At 70.4% G+C, this 17,724-nt stretch carries 16 protein-coding genes; 6 read left to right on the top strand and 10 right to left on the bottom strand.

Annotated features, from left to right (window positions below; translation table 11 throughout):
• Positions 1-21: 21 nt before the first annotated feature.
• From radA to ACE37J_RS06010, 10 genes are all read right to left on the bottom strand, one after another.
• Positions 22-1,386 (bottom strand): DNA repair protein RadA, encoded by a 1,365-nt coding sequence (gene radA, locus ACE37J_RS06055; RefSeq protein ID WP_409708595.1) that lies wholly within the window; start codon positions 1,384-1,386, stop codon positions 22-24.
• 304 nt (positions 1,387-1,690) lie between these two features.
• Entirely contained in the window at positions 1,691-2,134 is a 444-nt protein-coding gene (locus tag ACE37J_RS06050) for a paraquat-inducible protein A (protein ID WP_409708592.1), read from the bottom strand.
• A complete protein-coding gene (locus tag ACE37J_RS06045) occupies positions 2,131-2,901 on the bottom strand; it encodes an ABC transporter ATP-binding protein (protein WP_409708589.1) in 771 nt (256 codons plus the stop codon). The genes ACE37J_RS06050 and ACE37J_RS06045 overlap by 4 nt, the downstream gene beginning before the upstream one ends.
• Positions 2,898-3,683 (bottom strand): MlaE family ABC transporter permease, encoded by a 786-nt coding sequence (locus ACE37J_RS06040; RefSeq protein WP_409708587.1) that lies wholly within the window; start codon positions 3,681-3,683, stop codon positions 2,898-2,900. The genes ACE37J_RS06045 and ACE37J_RS06040 overlap by 4 nt, the downstream gene beginning before the upstream one ends.
• Positions 3,684-3,695: 12 nt before the next feature.
• On the bottom strand, positions 3,696-4,772 hold the full coding sequence (gene alr / locus ACE37J_RS06035; protein ID WP_409708584.1) for an alanine racemase: 1,077 nt from the start codon (positions 4,770-4,772) through the stop codon (positions 3,696-3,698).
• A complete protein-coding gene (locus tag ACE37J_RS06030) occupies positions 4,772-6,244 on the bottom strand; it encodes a replicative DNA helicase (protein WP_409708581.1) in 1,473 nt (490 codons plus the stop codon). Before ACE37J_RS06030 ends, alr begins: the two co-directional genes overlap by 1 nt.
• Positions 6,245-6,366: 122 nt before the next feature.
• Complete coding sequence (locus ACE37J_RS06025; protein ID WP_409708578.1) at positions 6,367-6,939, bottom strand: pyridoxamine 5'-phosphate oxidase family protein; 573 nt, start codon at positions 6,937-6,939, stop codon at positions 6,367-6,369.
• On the bottom strand, positions 6,936-7,418 hold the full coding sequence (locus tag ACE37J_RS06020; RefSeq protein ID WP_409708702.1) for a CinA family protein: 483 nt from the start codon (positions 7,416-7,418) through the stop codon (positions 6,936-6,938). Before ACE37J_RS06020 ends, ACE37J_RS06025 begins: the two co-directional genes overlap by 4 nt.
• Positions 7,415-7,873, bottom strand: a complete 459-nt coding sequence (locus ACE37J_RS06015) for a phosphatidylglycerophosphatase A (protein ID WP_409708575.1) — start codon at positions 7,871-7,873, stop codon at positions 7,415-7,417. The genes ACE37J_RS06020 and ACE37J_RS06015 overlap by 4 nt, the downstream gene beginning before the upstream one ends.
• Positions 7,870-9,012, bottom strand: coding sequence for a bifunctional 2-C-methyl-D-erythritol 4-phosphate cytidylyltransferase/2-C-methyl-D-erythritol 2,4-cyclodiphosphate synthase (locus ACE37J_RS06010; RefSeq protein WP_409708572.1), 1,143 nt, complete (start codon positions 9,010-9,012; stop codon positions 7,870-7,872). Before ACE37J_RS06010 ends, ACE37J_RS06015 begins: the two co-directional genes overlap by 4 nt.
• Before the next feature lie 125 nt (positions 9,013-9,137).
• Between ACE37J_RS06010 and dusB the strand changes: the two genes are divergently transcribed.
• The 6 genes from dusB to trkA are packed head-to-tail and all read left to right on the top strand — an operon-like array spanning position 9,138 to position 17,724.
• The gene (dusB, locus tag ACE37J_RS06005) at positions 9,138-10,127 is read left to right on the top strand and encodes a tRNA dihydrouridine synthase DusB (RefSeq protein WP_409708699.1); all 990 of its coding nucleotides are present in this window, start codon (positions 9,138-9,140) and stop codon (positions 10,125-10,127) included.
• A complete protein-coding gene (locus ACE37J_RS06000) occupies positions 10,124-11,197 on the top strand; it encodes a two-component system sensor histidine kinase NtrB (protein WP_409708570.1) in 1,074 nt (357 codons plus the stop codon). Before dusB ends, ACE37J_RS06000 begins: the two co-directional genes overlap by 4 nt.
• Entirely contained in the window at positions 11,194-12,651 is a 1,458-nt protein-coding gene (gene ntrC, locus ACE37J_RS05995; RefSeq protein ID WP_409708567.1) for a nitrogen regulation protein NR(I), read from the top strand. The genes ACE37J_RS06000 and ntrC overlap by 4 nt, the downstream gene beginning before the upstream one ends.
• 30 nt (positions 12,652-12,681) lie before the next feature.
• Complete coding sequence (locus ACE37J_RS05990; protein ID WP_409708564.1) at positions 12,682-14,895, top strand: ATP-binding protein; 2,214 nt, start codon at positions 12,682-12,684, stop codon at positions 14,893-14,895.
• On the top strand, positions 14,892-16,298 hold the full coding sequence (locus ACE37J_RS05985; protein ID WP_409708562.1) for a sigma-54-dependent transcriptional regulator: 1,407 nt from the start codon (positions 14,892-14,894) through the stop codon (positions 16,296-16,298). Before ACE37J_RS05990 ends, ACE37J_RS05985 begins: the two co-directional genes overlap by 4 nt.
• Before the next feature lie 49 nt (positions 16,299-16,347).
• Positions 16,348-17,724 (top strand): Trk system potassium transporter TrkA, encoded by a 1,377-nt coding sequence (gene trkA, locus ACE37J_RS05980; protein WP_409708559.1) that lies wholly within the window; start codon positions 16,348-16,350, stop codon positions 17,722-17,724.

Genomic DNA, 17,724 nt, shown 5'->3' with positions numbered 1-17,724 from the left:
GCTTCGCCATATCGCGTCCCCTCATCCCGGCGCCACGAGGGCGAGAAGCCCGTCGAGATCGGCGACCGTCTCCACCCTCATGCCCGATTCGCCGGGCTCCTGCACCATTGTCGGCGCCCAGACGGAGGTAAAGCCCAGCTTCGAGGCTTCTCGAAGCCGCGCCGGGGCCTGCGAGACGGGGCGGACGGCGCTGGAGAGGCTCACCTCGCCGAAGATCGCGACCTCGGGCGGGATCGGCGCGTCGCGATGCGCGGAGAGCACGGCGGCGGCGACGGCGAGGTCCGCCGCCGGCTCCGAGATGCGGAGCCCGCCGGCGACGTTCAGGAACACGTCCATCCCTGCGAGCGAGACGCCGCAGCGCGCCTCCAGCACGGCGAGGATCATGGAGAGGCGGCCCGAATCCCAGCCGATGACGTTCCGCCGCGGCGTGCCGAAGGGAGAGGAGGCGACGAGCGCCTGGAACTCGACGAGGACGGGCCGCGTCCCCTCCACCCCGGCGAAGACGGCGGAGCCGGGCGTGCGCGCCTCCCGCCCGGCGAGGAAAAGCTGGGAGGGGTTGGAGACTTCGCGGAGCCCCCGGTCCGACATCTCGAAGACGCCGATCTCGTCCGCCGCGCCGAAGCGGTTCTTCACCGCGCGGAGGATGCGGAACTGGTGCCCGCGCTCGCCCTCGAAATAAAGGACGGTGTCCACCATGTGCTCCACCACCCGCGGCCCGGCGATCTGCCCGTCCTTCGTCACATGGCCGACGAGGATGACGGAGACGCCGCGGCGCTTCGCGAAGCCGGTCAGCTCATGCGCCACGGCGCGGACCTGGGAGACGGAGCCGGGCGCGCTCTCCACATTGTCGGCCCACATCGTCTGGATCGAATCGATGACCGCGAGGGCGGGGCGTTCCGCCTCCAGCGTGGTCAGCACGTCGCGGAGGTTGGTGGCGGCGGCGAGAAGGACAGGCGCATCCGCGAGGCCGAGCCGGGCGGCGCGCATCCGGATCTGCCCAAGCGCCTCCTCGCCCGAGACATAGACCGTCTTCGCCCCCGCCCGCGCCAGCCCGGCGGCGGCCTGGAGGAGGAGGGTGGACTTGCCGATGCCGGGGTCGCCGCCGACGAGGATCGCGGAGGAAGGCGCGAGGCCGCCGCCGAGCGCCCGGTCGAATTCCGCGATACCGGTCGAAAGCCGCGGCGGCTCCGGCTCCTCCCCCGCGAGCGGATGGAGCGGGACGGCGCGGCCCTTCTGCGGCCCGAGCGTCTTCGAGGCGGGACCGGCGGCGGAGAGGCCGGAATCCTCCACCACGGAATTCCACGCCCCGCATTCCTCGCACCGCCCCGCCCATTTGCGATGGACGGCGCCGCAGGCGGCGCAGACGAAGGAGGCGGGCTTAGCCATGCTTTCGCGCAGTCAGATGCGTGTCCGTCATGATCGCCCTCGCTCCCATAGTTCGCGAGGCTCGCGACATGCGCCCGGCCGATTTGACACGCGGCAAATCGGCCCGCGGCCGCCGCCCCCGGCGGCCGCGATTCCGCGGCCACCGCGGCGGCCACGGTCCGATTTCGAATGATCGGACAAGCGGATGACCCCTCGGCCTCCGCCTGGGCTCCGGCCGAACGGCCTCTGCAGGTCTCCACTGGAGACCTGCTGGTCGAGGCCGTGGCGCCAGAAGCCAAAGCGGGTCTTCAAATCCGCCTCCACTCTAGTCACCCCGCCGCGCCGTCAGGTGCGAGAGAAGCAGCGAGGCGAGCGCGCAGGCGGCGAAGAGCCAGAGGCCCCAGCGGCTCTCCACGCTCACGAAGCCGGCTCCCTGCGCCACGACGATATAAAGAGCGACGAGAAAGACCTCCGCCATCGAGAACTTGCCGACGAATTCGACGAGGGGCAGCGCCCGCGCCGGCAGCCGCCCGAGATGGATCGCGGCGAGCGACAGCGTCTTGGCGTAGGGCAGGACCAGCGCGAAGAGCGCGACGAGGAGCGCGAGCGCGGTCTCCTCGCCCCAGAGCGCGGCGAGGCCGGAGAGGATGCTGACCTCCTCCCCCCCGAAGAGCGGCAGGAGCCGCGCCTCGGCCAGCGGCGCGGCCCAGGCGACGGGATAGAGGAGGAGGAGCGAGAGGTTGGCCCAGAGGAGGGGCGAAGCGCTCACCGCACCGCCTCGATCGGCCCCTCTTCGCGCCCGTGGATGAACTGGTCGAGATGGGCGTTCCCGCTACGCTCGATCTCGCCCACCGGGCCTTCCCATTGGACGCGGCCTTCGTGGATCATCGCCACCCGGTCCGCGATCTCCACCACGGAGCGCATGTCATGCGTGATGGTGATGGCGGTCGCGCCCGTCTCCGTCACCAGCGCGCGAATGAGCTTGTTGATGACGCTCGCCATGATCGGGTCGAGCCCGGCGGTCGGCTCGTCGAAGAACATGATCTCGGGGTCGGCGGCGATGGCGCGGGCGAGGCCGACGCGCTTCTGCATGCCGCCCGAAAGCTCGGCGGGGTAGAGGTCCGCCACCGGCTCCTTCAGCCCGACGCGGCGGAGCTTCTCCACCGCGATGGCGCGGGCCTCCGCCGCCGGGCGCTTCAGCCGGCCCTGAAGGAGGCGGAAGGCGACGTTGCGCCAGACAGGCATGGAGTCGAAAAGCGCGCCGCCCTGGAAGAGCATCCCGAACCGCTCCAGCAGACGGTCCCGCTTCGCGCCCTTCGCGCCGAGGATCGTCTCCCCGTCCAGCAGGATGTCCCCGCCGTCGGGTTCGATCAGGCCGATGATCGTCTTGATCGTGACGGATTTTCCCGTGCCCGAGCCGCCGATGACGACGAGGCTCTCCCCCTTCGCCACCTTCAGGTCCACGCCCTGCAGCACGCGGTTGGAGCCGAAGGTCTTCGTCACGCCCCGCATCTCGATTTTCGGGGATGCGCTCATGAGGTGAAGAAGATCTCGTTCAGGAGGTAGTTGGAGGCGAGGATCAGGATCGAGGCGGAGACGACGGCGTTCGTCGTCGCCCGCCCGACGCCGAGCGCGCCGCGGCCCGAGGAATAGCCGTGATAGCAGCCCATAAGCGCGATGATGAAGCCGAAGACCGCCGCCTTCCAGAGGCCGGAGGCGATGTCCTCCGTCGTCAGGAAATCCCAGGTGTTGCGCACATAGGTCGAGCCGTTGAAGCCGAGCCGGGCCGTGCCGACGGCGAAGCCGCCGAGGATGCCGATGATGTCGCCCACGAAGGCCAGCGCCGGCATCGCCAGCGTCGCGGCGACGAGGCGGGGAGCGACGAGATACTTGAAGGGATTGGTCGAAAGCGTCGTCAGCGCGTCGATCTGCTCCGTCACCCGCATCGTGCCGAGCTCCGCCGCGATGGAGGCGGAGACGCGGCCCGCGACCATCAGGCCGCCGAGCACGGGCCCCAGCTCCCGCACCATGCCGATGGCGACGATGGAGGGCACCACCGATTCCGCGTTGAAGCGGGCGCCGCCGATATAGATCTGGAGCGCCAGCGCCGCGCCGGTGAAGAAGGCGGTGAGCCCGACGACGGGCAGCGAGAAATAGCCGATCCGCATCAGCTGCCGCCCGATCTCCGCCGGATACCAGGGCGGCAGGAATACATGCCGCACCCCGTTCGCGGTGAAGATCGCCAGCGCGCCCGCCGCCGCGCAGAGCGAAAGCACGGCGGCGCCGATGGCGGCGAGAAATCCCTGGACGGCGCTCATGGCCTCTCCCTGTCAGTCGCCGCCTGTGTAGCGGCGGGCGTAGCGCGCGCCAAGGCTGGTGAGGATTTCATAGCCGATGGTCCCCGCCTTCGCGGCGAGATCGTCCACGCCCTGGCCGGGGCCCAGCAGCGTGACGAAGGCGCCGTCTCGCGCCTCCGGGCACTGGGTCGCGTCGAGCGTGATCAGGTCCATCGACACGCGGCCGGCGGAGGGGAGCGGCGCTGCGCCGAGCCAGGCGGTGAAGCCGGCACTCAGGGCGCGGTGGAGCCCATCTGCGTAACCGACTGAAATCGTGGCGATGCGCCGCGGCGCATCCGCCCGCCATGCTGCGCCGTAGCCCACCGCCTCCCCCTCCGCGACCTCCCGCACCTGGACGATGGGGGCTTCGAGCGTAACGACGGGGCGTGCCTCCGCGAAAGGGAGGCCGCCATAGAGGCCGACGCCCGGGCGGGTCATATCGTAATGGAAATCCGGGCCGAGCAGAACGCCGCCTGTCGCGCCGAGGCTGCGGGGGACGCGCGAAAGGACGGGATGCGCCGTCATCGCGCGGAAGGCCTCGCGCTGCGCGGCGTTCATCGGATGATCCGGCTCGTCCGCGCAGGCGAGATGCGACATGACGAGCGCGAGGTCGAGCCCCGCGAGCCCGTCCGGCGCGGCGAGAAGGGCGGAAAGGTCGGCCGGCTCCAGCCCCAGCCGGTTCATGCCCGTGTCGAGCTGGAGACCCACGGAAAGCGGGCGGCCGAGAGACGCCGCCAATGCCTTTGCTTCTAGCGCTTGCGCCCGGGAGTTCAGAAGCGGAATGAGATTCGCCGCGCGGATCAGCGGCGCCTCGCCCGGCATAATGCCGGAAAAGACGAAGATGCGGGGCAGGGGGCCGAGCGCCGCGCGGAGCGCTGCGCCCTCCTCCGCCAGCGCGACGAAGAAGCTTCGCGCCCCCGCCGCCATCAATGCGGGCGCCACGCGGGCGGCGCCGAGCCCGTAGGCGTCCGCCTTCACCACCGCGCCGGTCTCGCCCCGGCTCATCGCCGCCAGCGCGCGCCAGTTGGCGACGATGGCGGCAAGGTCGATCGTCAGCCGCGCCGCCGCCACTATTCGAAATCCTCGCGGCCGCCGTAACGCTCCGGCTTCGCAAGGTCGGAGAAGCGGGTGAACTCGCCCTGGAAGGCCAGCTCCACCGTGCCGATCGGCCCGTGCCGCTGCTTGCCGATGATCGCCTCCGCCTTGCCGAAGACGCGCTCCGCCTTGTCCGCCCATTCGGGGAACTTCGGATCGTCCTCGGGCGGTTTCATCCGCTCGTGATAATACTGCTCGCGATAGACGAACATCACCACGTCCGCATCCTGCTCGATGGAGCCCGATTCGCGGAGGTCGGAAAGCTGCGGGCGCTTGTCCTCCCGGCTCTCCACCTGACGGGAAAGCTGGGAGAGGGCGATGACGGGGATGTTCAGCTCCTTGGCGATGGCCTTCAAGCCTTGGGTGATGTCGGAGACCTCGTTCACCCGGTTCTCCTTGGCGGAGGCCGCGCGGGCGAGCTGAAGATAGTCGATGAAAAGCACGTCGAGCCCGTTCTTCCGTTTCAGCCGCCGCGCCCGCGCCGCGATGGCGGAGATCGAGAGCGCGGGCGTGTCGTCGATATAGAGCGGGATCGAGGCGAGGGCGCGGGAAGCGTCCACCACGCGGCGGAACTCCTCCTCCTGCATCTCGCCGCGGCGGAGCTTTTCGGAGGAGACCTCGGCCTGCTCGGCGAGGATTCGCGTCGCGAGCTGCTCGGCGCTCATCTCGAGGGAGAAGAAGCCGACGACGCCGCCGTCCACCGTGCCTTCCGTCCCGTCCGGCTTCTGGCCCTTCCGCCAGGCCTTGGCGATGTTGAAGGCGATGTTGGTGGCGAGCGCCGTCTTCCCCATCGAGGGGCGCCCGGCGAGGATGATGAGGTCGGACGGGTGGAGCCCGCCGAGCTTCCGGTCCATGTCGATCAGCCCGGAGGAGAGGCCGGCGAGCCCGCCATCCCGGTGATAGGCGGCGTTGGCGACCTCCACGGCCTCCGAGATCGCCTTCAGGAAGGTCTTGAACCCGCCCTCGTAGCGCCCCCGCTCCCCGAGCTGGTAAAGCGCCTGCTCCGCCTCCTCGATCTGGTCCTTCGGCTCGCTCTCGATGCTCATCGCCGCCGCCTTGGCGGAGATCTCGCCGCCGAGGCGGATGAGGTCGCGCCGGAGGGAGAGGTCATAGATCGTCTGCGCATAGTCGCGGGCGTTGAAGATCGTCACCGCCGCGCCGGCGAGCCGGGCGAGATAGGCGGCGCCGCCCAGCTCCGCCATGCCCGGGTCGCTCTCGAAGAAGGGTTTCAGCGTCACCGGCGTCGCGAGCGCGTTCTTGCGGATGCGGTCCGCCGCGATCTCGTAGATGCGGCCGTGGAGCGGATCGTAGAAATGCGCCGGTTCGAGAATCGTGTAGACCCGGTCATAGACCTCGTTGTTCACGAGGAGGGCGCCCAGAAGCGCCTGTTCCGCCTCGATATTGTGCGGCGCCGCCTGAATCTCCGGCGCGCTTGACCCGTCCGCCATGCCCTGTCCCTTCTTTTGCGCGCCAGCATAACCGGAAGGCGCGGCGCGGCCCATGGGTCCGGGTCGACTTCATGTGGACAGGTTGCGGTTTTCCGGGGGCGAATCTGTGGGCGAATCCCGCCTCACGGGGCCAGCCAGCGCCCCGCCCATCCCTCCGTTGCGCGGTATTCAGCACGGCGATGCCCGGTCGCGGACAGGTCGAGCGCCTCCAGCCGCTCGATCAGGAGATCGACGGCGCAGAAGTTCGGAAGGCCCGAATCGGCGTCCTCCGGCGCGATCATCGCCTCCGTCGGGTCCCCGTCCTCCGGCCGTTCGAGCCGGGAGCCGGGGGCGTAGGCGTGGCGGTAGCAGATGCGGGAGCGGGGCAGGGCGGCCTCCCAGGCGGCCCCGTCCTGCGGGAGAAGCCGGGCGCGGCCTTCGAGCCGCACCTGAAAGCCCGCCTCCATGTCATAGCCGAGGAGGGCGGCGCGGGGCTCCGCCCGCATCTCCGCGATCTTCGGCGAGCGAAGATCGGTGTTGAACCCCGCCGTTCCCGCCGCGCGGTCCGCCCGGCGGAGAACGACGGTGCGGAGACGCGGCGCGCCGTCGAGCCCCGTCGTCGCGAGATAGACCATCGAGAAGCGCGAGCGGCCAGGCGCGGCGCCGGCCTCAAGCGCGGTCCAGGCGCGGTCGAGGAGGTCGGGCAGGGCGGTCATGGCGCGGCCATGTCGTTGAGTTCCAGCACCATATCCAGCGCCTCGTCGACCGAGCGGGCGCGGACGGCGGCGCGGCCGATGGCGCCGAATTCGCGGCGGCGCGCGAGATGCGCCCCGTCACGCCGCGCGGCGTGGAAGCAGACGAGCCCCTCCGGCTTGAATTCCGAGCCGCCCGGCCCGGCGATGCCGGTCACGGCCACTGCGATGTCCGCCCGCGAATGCGCGAGCCCGCCCTCCGCCATCGCCCGCGCGACCTCGGGCGAGACGGCGCCATGCGCTTCGATCAGCGCGGCGGGGACGCCGACAAGCTCCGTCTTCGCGGCGTTGGAATAGGTAACGAAGCCGCGCTCCACCACGGCGGAGGAGCCGGCGATGTCCGTCAGCGCGGCGGCGACGAGCCCGCCGGTACAGCTTTCCACCGTCGCCAGCATCCGCCCCTTCGCGGAAAGCGCGGTGAGAACCCGCTCCGCCGCGCTCACGCCAGCCACCCATGCGAGATCGCCGCCGCGAAGAGCACGAGCGCGGCGGCGAGCGCGCCCGCCGCCGCATCGTCCCAGAGCGGGCCGAAGCGTTCGAGACGGCGGAGCGGCGGGAAGAAGAGCGTGAAGCCCTGACAGGCGAGAAAACCGCCGACCCAGCCCGGCCAGGGGAAGATCGCCGGGTCCACCCCCGCCGCCCAAAGCCCGCCGGAAAGCGGCCAGAGCGCGAGGAGCTGGCCGATCATCCGGTCCGCGATCATCGGAACCCCGGCGCGCGGCGCGGCCCAGAGGACTTTCAGCGCGCCGACGCCCGTCGCCAGGGCGACGAGCGGAAAGCCGCCGAGCCAGTGCAGCCCCCAGGCGAGCGGAAGGGCGGCGAGCGCTGCGAAGAGCCCGGAATGCTCCCCGAGCCGGTGAAGGCCGGAGACGCCCGCGATCCGGTCAGCGATGCTCACAGACTCACCGTCGCGAGCGCGAGCGCGGCGATCCCCTCCTCGCGCCCGGTGAAGCCGAGCCGTTCCGAGGTCGTCGCCTTCACGCTGATCCGCCCGGGCTCAACGCCCATGATCTCCGCCAGCCGCGCGATCATCGCCGGGGCGTGCGGCGTGATCTTGGGCCGTTCGCAGACGATGGTGACGTCGGCGTTCGCGAGCCGCGCGCCGCGCGCCGCGAGCCGCTCCATCGCCTTGCGGAGGAAGATGGCGGAATCGGCGCCCTTCCATTGCGGGTCGGAGGGCGGAAACCAGCGGCCGATATCGCCCTCCGCGATGGCGCCGAAGAGCGCGTCCGTCAGCGCGTGCATCGCCACGTCGGCGTCCGAATGGCCCGAAAGCGCCTTCTCGAAAGGGATGGAGACGCCGCAGAGCGTCACCTCGTCGCCCGGCGCGAAGGCGTGAACATCGTAGCCCTGCCCGACGCGAATCTCACGCATAGCGGCCTGCCTTTCCGCCCGCTCGAAATCGCGGGGCGCGGTGATCTTGAAGTTGTCCGCCTCACTCTCGACGAGGCGGACGGAGAGGCCCGCGGCGCGCGCGATCTCGGCATCGTCAGCCGCCTTCGGGTCCGGGTTCGCGCGGTGTGCGGCGAGAATGGCGGGGAAGCGGAAGCCCTGCGGCGTCTGCGCCCGCCAGACGCCCTCGCGCGGGACGGGCGCGCCGCAGAGCCCGCCTTCCTCCCGCCGCAGCGCATCCACGATGGGAATGGCGGCGAGGGCGCCGTCATGGCTCCCGAGCGCGTCCACCACATCCGCGATCACGCGCGGCGAGACGAAGGGGCGCGCGGCGTCATGGATCAGGACGAGATCAGGCGCGGCGGCTTCCAGCGCCTTCAGCCCGGCGAGGACGGAAAGCGCGCGCTCCGCCCCGCCATGGACCGGGGGGAGGAGCCGCGGATCCGCCGGCGCCGCTTGGGCGTAGAGCGCGGCGTCTTCGGGGTGGATCACGGTCAGCGCGCCGTCGATCAGAGGGGAGGCGAGGAGCGCGCGGATCGTGCGGCGAAGGACGGGTTCGCCGGCGACCTCCCGATACTGCTTCGGCAGGCCGCCCCCCGCCCGCGTTCCGCGGCCCGCGGCGACGATGAGGGCGACGGTCTTCATGGCGGGTCTCTCCGGCGTTTCCCGTCGAGCCTAAGCAGGCGCGCGCGGCGCGACAAGGCCGCGGCTTGCGGCGCGCGGCCGCCCTGCGGTAGAAGCACATCGAGGATGCGTAATTCGTGGGCGCCATGTTTCTGACCATCGGCGATGTTGTGCTGAAGAACCGGGCGCTGCTGGCGCCGATGGCGGGAATCACCGATCTCCCGTTCCGGCGGCTTGCCGCGCGCTTCGGCGCCGGGCTCACCATTTCCGAGATGGTCGCCTCGGGCGAATTGCTCGCGCGCGGCGGCGCGGCGAGCGCACGGCTGGAGATCGACCCGGATGCGGAGGTCTCCGCCGTGCAGATCGCCGGGCGGGAGGCAGCGCCGATGGCCGAGGCGGCGCGCATCGCGGAGGGGCGGGGCGCGCGGATCATCGACATCAACATGGGCTGCCCGGCGAAGAAGGTGACCTCCGGCTGGTCCGGCGCCGCGCTGATGCGCGAGCCCGACCATGCGCTGCGGCTGATCGAGGCGGTCGTCGGCGCCGTTTCCCGCCCGGTCACCGTCAAGATGCGGCTCGGATGGGACGATGTGACTGCCCCCTCGCTCGCCCGGCGGGCAGAGGAAGCCGGGGCGGCGATGATCACCGTTCACGGCCGCACGCGGGCGCAGTTCTACAAGGGGAGCGCGGACTGGGCGGCGGTCCGCGCCGTGCGGGAGGCTGTCTCCGTCCCCCTCGTCGTCAACGGCGACGTGACGGATGCGGCGACGGCGCGCCGGGCGCTCGCCCTTTCCGGCGCGGATGCGGTGATGATCGGCCGCGGGGCGCAGGGCGCGCCCTGGGCGCCGGCGATGGTCGGCGCCGCGCTTTCGGGCGCCCCCTTCGCCGCGCCGGCGCCGGGGGCGCGGCTTGACCTGATCGTGGAGCATTACGAGGCGATGCTCGGATTTTACGGCCGCGACCTCGGCCTTCGCGTCGCGCGCAAGCATCTTGGCTGGCATCTCGAACGGCTGGCGAACGGCGCCGGCCTCCGCGCCGCCCTCCTCCGCCTGACAGAACCGCAGGCGGTGATCGCCGCGCTCCGAGCAGGCTTCGCGGAGGCGGCGGCGCCCGGCGGAGCGAGGCGGGCGGCGTGACGGTTCGGGAGCAGAGCTGGAGCCTCCTGCCGCTCCCCGCGCTTGTCTTCGGGCCGGGAGGGGAGATAGCCGCCGTCAATCCGGCGGCCGAGAATTTCCTCGGGCAGGGCGAATCGCAGCTTCGGGGAAAGAGCGCCGGCTCCGTCTTCGGCGAGACGGGCCGCATCGCCGCGCTCGTCGCCCGCGCACGCGGGGCCGCGGCCTCGGCCGCTGACCATGATGTCGAGTTCGCATGGCCCGGGCGCCCGCCGGAGACGATCGACCTTCTCGCTGCGGCGACGGAGGAAGGCGGCGAGGTCCTGCTGGTGTTCCAGCGCCGCTCCTTCGCCATGCAGATCGACCGGACGCTTACCCACCGACACGCCGCCCGCTCGATGACCGGCATGGCCGCGATGCTGGCGCACGAGATCAAGAACCCGCTCGCCGGCATTTCCGGCGCGGCGCAGCTCCTCGAAATGTCGCTCTCGGAAGAGGACCGGCAGCTCACCGAGCTGATCCGGGAAGAGACGAAGCGCATCGCCGACCTCATCAACCGGGTCGAGGCCTTCGGCGACACCGGGCCGCCCCGGCGCGAGGCGGTGAACATCCACAACGTGCTCGACCGGGCGCGCCGCTCCGCCGAGGCGGGGTTCGCCGCGCATGTCCGCTTTCACGAGGATTACGACCCCTCCCTGCCGGCCGTGCCGGGGGACAGGGACCAGCTCGTCCAGGTGATGATGAACCTCTTGAAGAACGCCGCCGAGGCGGCGCCGCCCGTGGGCGGGGCGATCACGCTCCGCACCTCCTACCGGCCCGGGGTGGCCATGACCGGGCCGCACGGCGCGCGCGTGAGCATGCCGCTCCTCGTCCAGATCTCGGATAACGGGCCGGGAATCCCCGAAGACATCCAGAGCGAGATCTTCGAGCCCTTCGTCACGACGAAGGCGGGCGGCGGCGGGCTCGGGCTCAGCCTCGTCTCCAAGATCGTGGCGGACCATGGCGGCGCGATCGACTGCGTCTCCCGCCCCGGTTTCACATCGTTCCGCATCCGCCTGCCGATCTGGCGCGAAGAGAAGGACGCCTCGGAATGACCTCGCTCGGAACCGTGCTGCTGGCGGATGACGACCGGACGATACGCACGGTGCTCAACCAGGCGCTCACGCGGATCGGCTGCCGCGTGCGCACGACCGGCTCCACCTCCACGCTCTGGCGTTGGGTGGAGGACGGGGAGGGCGACCTCATCGTCACCGACGTGATGATGCCGGACGGCGACGCGCTCGACCTTCTGCCTGCGATAAGGCGAAAGCGGCCGGACCTGCCGGTGATCGTCATGAGCGCGCAGAACACGGTGATGACGGCGATCCGCGCCGCCGAGGCGGGGGCCTATGAATATCTCCCCAAGCCCTTCGACCTGAAGGAGGTCCTCTCCCACGCCCGCAAGGCGCTTGAGGCCCGGCAGCCAACCGCGCGCGCGGACGAGGCGCCGACGCGGGCGCGCGAGGAGAGCCTGCCGCTGATCGGCCGCTCCCCGGCGATGCAGGACGTCTACCGCATCATGGCGCGGCTGATGAACACGGACCTCTCCGTGATGATCACCGGCGAGAGCGGGACGGGGAAGGAGCTCGTCGCCCGCGCGCTCCACGATTTCGGGCGCCGCAAGTCCCGCCCCTTCGTCGCGGTGAACATGGCCGCGATCCCGCGCGAGCTGATCGAATCCGAGCTCTTCGGCCATGAGCGGGGCGCCTTCACCGGCGCGACGGAGCGCGCCGTCGGCAAGTTCGAGCAGGCGCAGGGCGGCACGCTCTTCCTCGACGAGATCGGCGACATGCCGCATGACGCGCAGACGCGCCTGCTGCGCGTTCTGCAGGAGGGGGAGTTCACCACCGTCGGCGGGCGGAAGGCGATTCGCTCCGACGTGCGCATCGTCGCCGCAACGCATCAGGATCTCCGCGGCCTGATCCACGAGGGGCGCTTCCGGGAGGATCTCTTCTATCGTCTCAACGTCGTGCCGCTCCGCCTTCCGCCGCTGCGCCAGCGGGTGGAGGACATTCCCGATCTCGCGCGCTTCTTCCTGCGGCGGGCGGAGGCGGAGGGGCTGCCGCGCAAGAGCCTGAGCCAGAAGGCGATGGAGGCGCTCGCGGCGCAGAGCTGGCCAGGCAACGTGCGCGAGCTGGAGAATTTCGTGAAGCGCCTCGCCGCGCTTTCGGCCAATGACCTGATCGACGCGGAGATGGTGGAGGCCGAGCTCGCCGCCCGCCCCTCCTCAGCCGACGAGCCGCAGCCGATGATGGGGGAGAGTCTCGGCGCCGCGGTCGAGCATCACCTCGCCCGCTATTTCTCGCTCCACGGCGATTCGAGCCCGCCGCCGGGCCTCTATGACAGGGTGCTTCGCGAGGTCGAGCTGCCGCTCATCGCGCTGACCCTTTCGGCGACGCGCGGCAACCAGCTGAAGGCGGCGGACGTGCTCGGCATCAACCGCAATACGCTCCGCAAAAAGATACGCGACCTTGACATCCCGATCACACGCGGCAAGAAACTGATGTAACCGAGCAACAGTCAGGGGCCGTCCGCATCCATGGCAGGAACGCCGGCCCTCGCCGTTTCCCGAATAGCCGCGTCCATTCCGGCGGCCAGCCTGAACGCAGGCGCGATCATCGGCTTTTCCCTCGTCGGCGTCGGGCTCGCCGTGCTCACGGCGGTGACGGTGAACCGCACCGGGCTTTCGCCTGAGACGCTGATCGCTGTGGTGATCGCCGATCTCGCCTATATCGCGCTGGTGCTCGGCATTATCGGGCGGCGCGTCTGGCTCCTGCTGTCCGCCCGGCGGCGGGACGCGGCGGGGGCGCGGCTTCACCTTCGTCTCATCGGGATCTTCGCAGTCGTCGCGCTGGCGCCGACGGTGATCATCGCCGTATTCGCGACACTGACGGTGAATCAGGGGGTGAACACCTGGTTTTCCGGTCAGGTCGGCTCCGTCGTCCGCAATTCGCTCATCACTGCGCAGGCCTACGCGGACGAGCATCGCCGCTTGATCGAGCGCGAAGTGCTGAACATGGCGAACGACATGAACCGCGCCGGCGCGCTCGGGATCGGAGACGCCGCCCTGGCCGATCTCCTGCGCCGCCAGCAGGCGCTCCGTCGCCTGCCCGAGGCCTATCTGATCAACGGCGCGGGGCAGATCCTGCATCGCGGCGATTTCAGCTACACCTTCACCTACGATCCGCCGACCGAGGTTCAGATCGCAGAGGCGCGGCTCGGACGGGTCGTCGTGCTTGAGGATCAGGAGAACAACGAACTCCGGGCTCTGGTCGATCTCACCAATTACATAGACACCTTTCTTTATGTATCGCGCCAGGTCGACGGTGAGGTGCTGCTGCTGCTCGACGAGACGGCCGAGACGGTCGCGCTCTACAACCAGACGGAGGCGGCGCGGGGGCGTATCCTCTCCGTCTTCGCGCTGATCTATGTCGGCTTCTCGCTCCTCGTGGTCACGACGGCGGCATGGCTCGGGCTCTGGCTGGCGGAGCGGCTGGCGCGGCCGATCACTGCGCTTGCGGTCGCGGCGGAGCGGGTCGGCAAGGGCGATCTCGACATCCGGGTGCCGGAGGAGAAGACGGGCGACGAGGTCGCGCTCCTTTCCCGCGTCTTCAACCGCATGACCGCGCAGGTGAAGGGGCAAAGGGACGAGCTGGTCCACGCCAAGGAGGAGAGCGAGGAGCGGCGCAACTTCATCGAGACGGTGCTGAGCGGCGTCTCCGCCGGCGTGGTCGGGCTTGACGCCTCGGGGCGGATCGCGATGCGGAACGAGGCGGCCGCGCGCATTCTCGGGGAGGCGCAGCCGGGCGGCGCGCTGCCCGAGGCGCTTCGCGGGCTCTTCGCCACCGCAGCCCGGGCCGTGGACGGGGTGGCGCAGGGCCAGGTCGCCGTCGAGACCGGAGAGGGCCGGCGCGAGCTGCTCGTCCGCGTCGCGGCGCGATCCTCCGCCGATCTCGGCCAGGGCTACGTGATGACGCTGGACGACCTGACCGCCCTCGTCTCCGCCCAGCGCGAGGCGGCGTGGGGGGATGTCGCGCGCCGCATCGCGCACGAGATCAAGAACCCGCTGACGCCCATCCAGCTCTCCGCCGAGCGCCTGCGGCGCAAGTTCGCGCCCCTGGCCGGCGAGGAGCGCGCGGCGTTCGAGCAATATGCGGACGTCATCATCCGCCAGGCGGGGGACATCCGGCGCATGGTCGACGAATTCTCCCGCTTCGCCCGGATGCCAACGCCCGCGCCGAAGCCGACCGACGTGGCCGTGCTCCTCCGGGACGCGGTGCTGATGCAGCGGACGGCGCGCCCGGACATCGCATGGGAGATCGAGGGCGCGGACGCGCCGCAGCTTCTCGCCTGCGATGGCGGGATGATTTCCCAGGCCCTCACGAACCTGCTCAAGAACGGCGCCGAGGCGATCGACTCCCAGCTGGAGCAGGATCCTGGCTTCGCCGGTTCCGGGCGCATCCACGCGCAGCTGAAGCCGGAGGGCGCCGGCGTCGCGCTGATCGTGGAGGATAACGGGATCGGCCTTCCGAAAGACCGGGCGCGGCTGACGGAGCCTTATGTCACGACGCGCGCAAAAGGCACGGGCCTCGGCCTCGCCATCGTCAAGAAGATCGCGGAGCAGCATGACGGCGCGCTCCGCCTTGAGGACGCGCGCGCGCCGGCCGACGGGAGCGGGCGCCGCGGCGCCCGCGTCTCACTTGTATTGCCGAGGCGCGAGGGCGGCGCCGGCGAGGGGGGCGGCGCCGCATGAGCGACATTCTGATCGTCGATGACGAAGCCGACATCCGCAGCCTGATCGGAGACATTCTCGCCGACGAGGGGCACGCGACGCGCGACGCCGAGGATGCGGACGGCGCGCTCGCCGCGGTTGACGAAGCCCCGCCCGATCTCCTGATCCTGGACATCTGGCTCCAGGGCAGCCGGATGGACGGCATCGAGGTCCTTAAATCGGTGAAGCGGGACAATCCGGAAGTTCCAGTCGTCATCATCTCCGGCCACGGCAACATCGAGATCGCCGTCGCGGCGATCAAGCAGGGGGCTTATGACTTCATAGAAAAACCCTTCAATATAGATCAGTTGCTGGTCGTTGTTCACAGGGCGCTGGAGGCTGGGCGGTTGCGGCGCGAAAATGCGGCGCTGCGGGCGGCGGACACGCGCGAACACAGGATGATCGGCTCCGGCCACGCGATGCAGGCGCTTCGCAGCCAGCTCGAGCGCGTCGCCCGCGCCGCGAGCCGCGTGGTCCTGACCGGCCCTCCGGGCTCCGGCAAGGAGGTGGCCGCGCGCTATGTCCATGCAAATTCCGGCCGCGCCGGCGCGCCCTTCGTCGTCTCCAACGCCGCGACGATCGAGCCGCACCTGATGGAGGAGGTGCTCTTCGGCCGGGTGCGCGAGGACGGGCGCGTGGAGAAGGGCCTTTTCGACCGCGCGCATGGCGGCACGCTGTTCTTCGACGAAGTGGCTGAAATGCCGCTCGGCACGCAGGCGAAGATCCTCCGCATCCTGCTCGACCAGTCCTTCCTTCGCCCCGGCGGCGGCGAGCAGGTGCGGGTGGACGTGCGGCTCATCTCCGGCACGGCGCGCGACCTGAAGACGGAGATCACGGAGGGCCGCTTCCGGGAGGATCTCTATCATCGGCTGAACGTCGTGCCGATCGAGGTCCCGCCGCTCGACGCGCGGCGGGAGGACATTCCGGAACTCGCCCGTCACTTCGCCGAGGCCATCGCCCTTCAGCAGGGCCTCACCCGCCGCCGCTTCACCGAAGAGGCGCTGGCCGCGCTCCAGACCTTCTCCTGGCCCGGCAATGTGCGGCAGCTCCGCAATCTCGTGGAGCGGCTGCTCATCCTTGGCGGCGAGGGGGAGGACATCGTCGCCGCCGAACTCCTCGGCGACGGCGGGGAGGGGCGGGGCCCGGACGGCGGGGCGCGCATCAGCGCAGTCCAGGTCGGCCTGCCGCTCCGCGAGGCGCGGGAGCTCTTCGAGCGGGATTATCTCATCGCCCAGATAAACCGCTTCGGCGGCAACATCTCCCGCACCGCCTCCTTCATCGGCATGGAGCGCTCCGCGCTCCATCGCAAGCTCAAGTCGCTCAGCGTCACGACCGCGACGCTCGGCGGCGCGCGCATCGCCAAGATCGAGGAAGAGGCGGATTGACCGCCAGGCGCACGCCCCCGCATAGTCCGCGGCCTGAACGGGGGCGACGATGAAGATCATCATCTGCGGCGCGGGCCAGGTGGGCGGGCAGATCGCGCTCCGCCTCTCGGAGGAGGGGCATTCGGTCACCGTGATCGACCTCAACCCCGATCTTGTCCGCAAGGTGACGGACCGGCTCGATGTTTCCGGCGTCGTCGGGCACGCCGCGCATCCGGACGTGCAGGAGCGCGCGGGCGCCGAGGATGCGGACATGATCATCGCAGCCACCCAGGTGGACGAGGTGAACATGATCGCCTGCCAGGTCGCCCATTCGGAGTTCAACATCCCGCAGAAGATCGCCCGCGTCCGCGCCAAGGGCTATCTCGAAACCCGCTGGTCGGACCTCTTCCGGCGGGATCACATGCCCATCGACGTCATAATCTCGCCCGAGACGGAGGTCGCCCGCGTCGCCGTCAGCCGTCTCAAGAAGCCCTCGGCCTTCGACCTCTCGACCTTTCTTGACGGCGCGGTCTCCATCGTTGCGATGGCGCTGCCGCCGGATTGCGCGGTGCTGAACACGCCGCTCCGCCAGCTCACCGAGCTTTTCAGCACGCTTTCGGCCCAGGTCCTCGCCTACCGGCGCGACGGAAAGCTCCGCGCGGCGGAGCCGGACGACCAGCTGAAGGCCGGCGACCTCGTCCATGTCCTTTCCACAGCCGCCGATCTCGACCGGACCATCGCGATCTTCGTCGGCGAGCGGAAACCGGTCCGCAACGTCGTCCTGATCGGCGCGGGCAATGTCGGCCTCGAGGTCGCGCAGTTGCTGGAGACGACGGCGCCGGACATCCGCGTGCGGATGATCGAGCGCAACCGCCAGCGCGCCGAACATGCGGCGGACCGGCTGAACAGCGCCATCGTTCTGCACGGGGACGGGCTCGCGCCCGACATTCTGGAGGAGGCGAAGGTCGGCCAGGCCGAGGCGGTCATCACGCTGACGGATGACGACCGGGTGAACCTCCTCTCCGCCGCGCTCTGCAAGCAGGCGGGATGCGGCCTCACCATCGCGCTGGCGAAGGAGGCCGCGCTCGCCAATCTCGCCGGGCGGATCGGCGTGGACGTGACGCTGAACCCCCAGACGACGACCGTATCGACGATCCTCCGTCATGTGCGCCGCGGCCGCGTGCGCGCCGTCCATGTGGTGGGGGATGGCGAGGCCGAGGTGCTGGAGGCGCAGATCCTCTCGACCTCGCCAATCGCCGGAAAGCGGCTGCGGGACGCCGGCTTTCCCGACGGGTCCGTGGTCGGAGCCGTGCTTTCCGGCGGCGTCGTGAAGCTGCCGCAGGGCGACCTCGTGCTGAACGCGGATGACCGCGTGGTGATCTTCGCGCTGTCGCGCCGGGTGCGGCAGATCGAGGAGCTGTTCCGCGTCTCCGTAGACTTCTTCTGA

It is taken from the genome of Pikeienuella sp. (genome assembly GCF_046290545.1).
Lineage (GTDB): Bacteria > Pseudomonadota > Alphaproteobacteria > Rhodobacterales > Rhodobacteraceae > Pikeienuella.
This window is presented reverse-complemented; position numbering and strand designations above follow the sequence as displayed.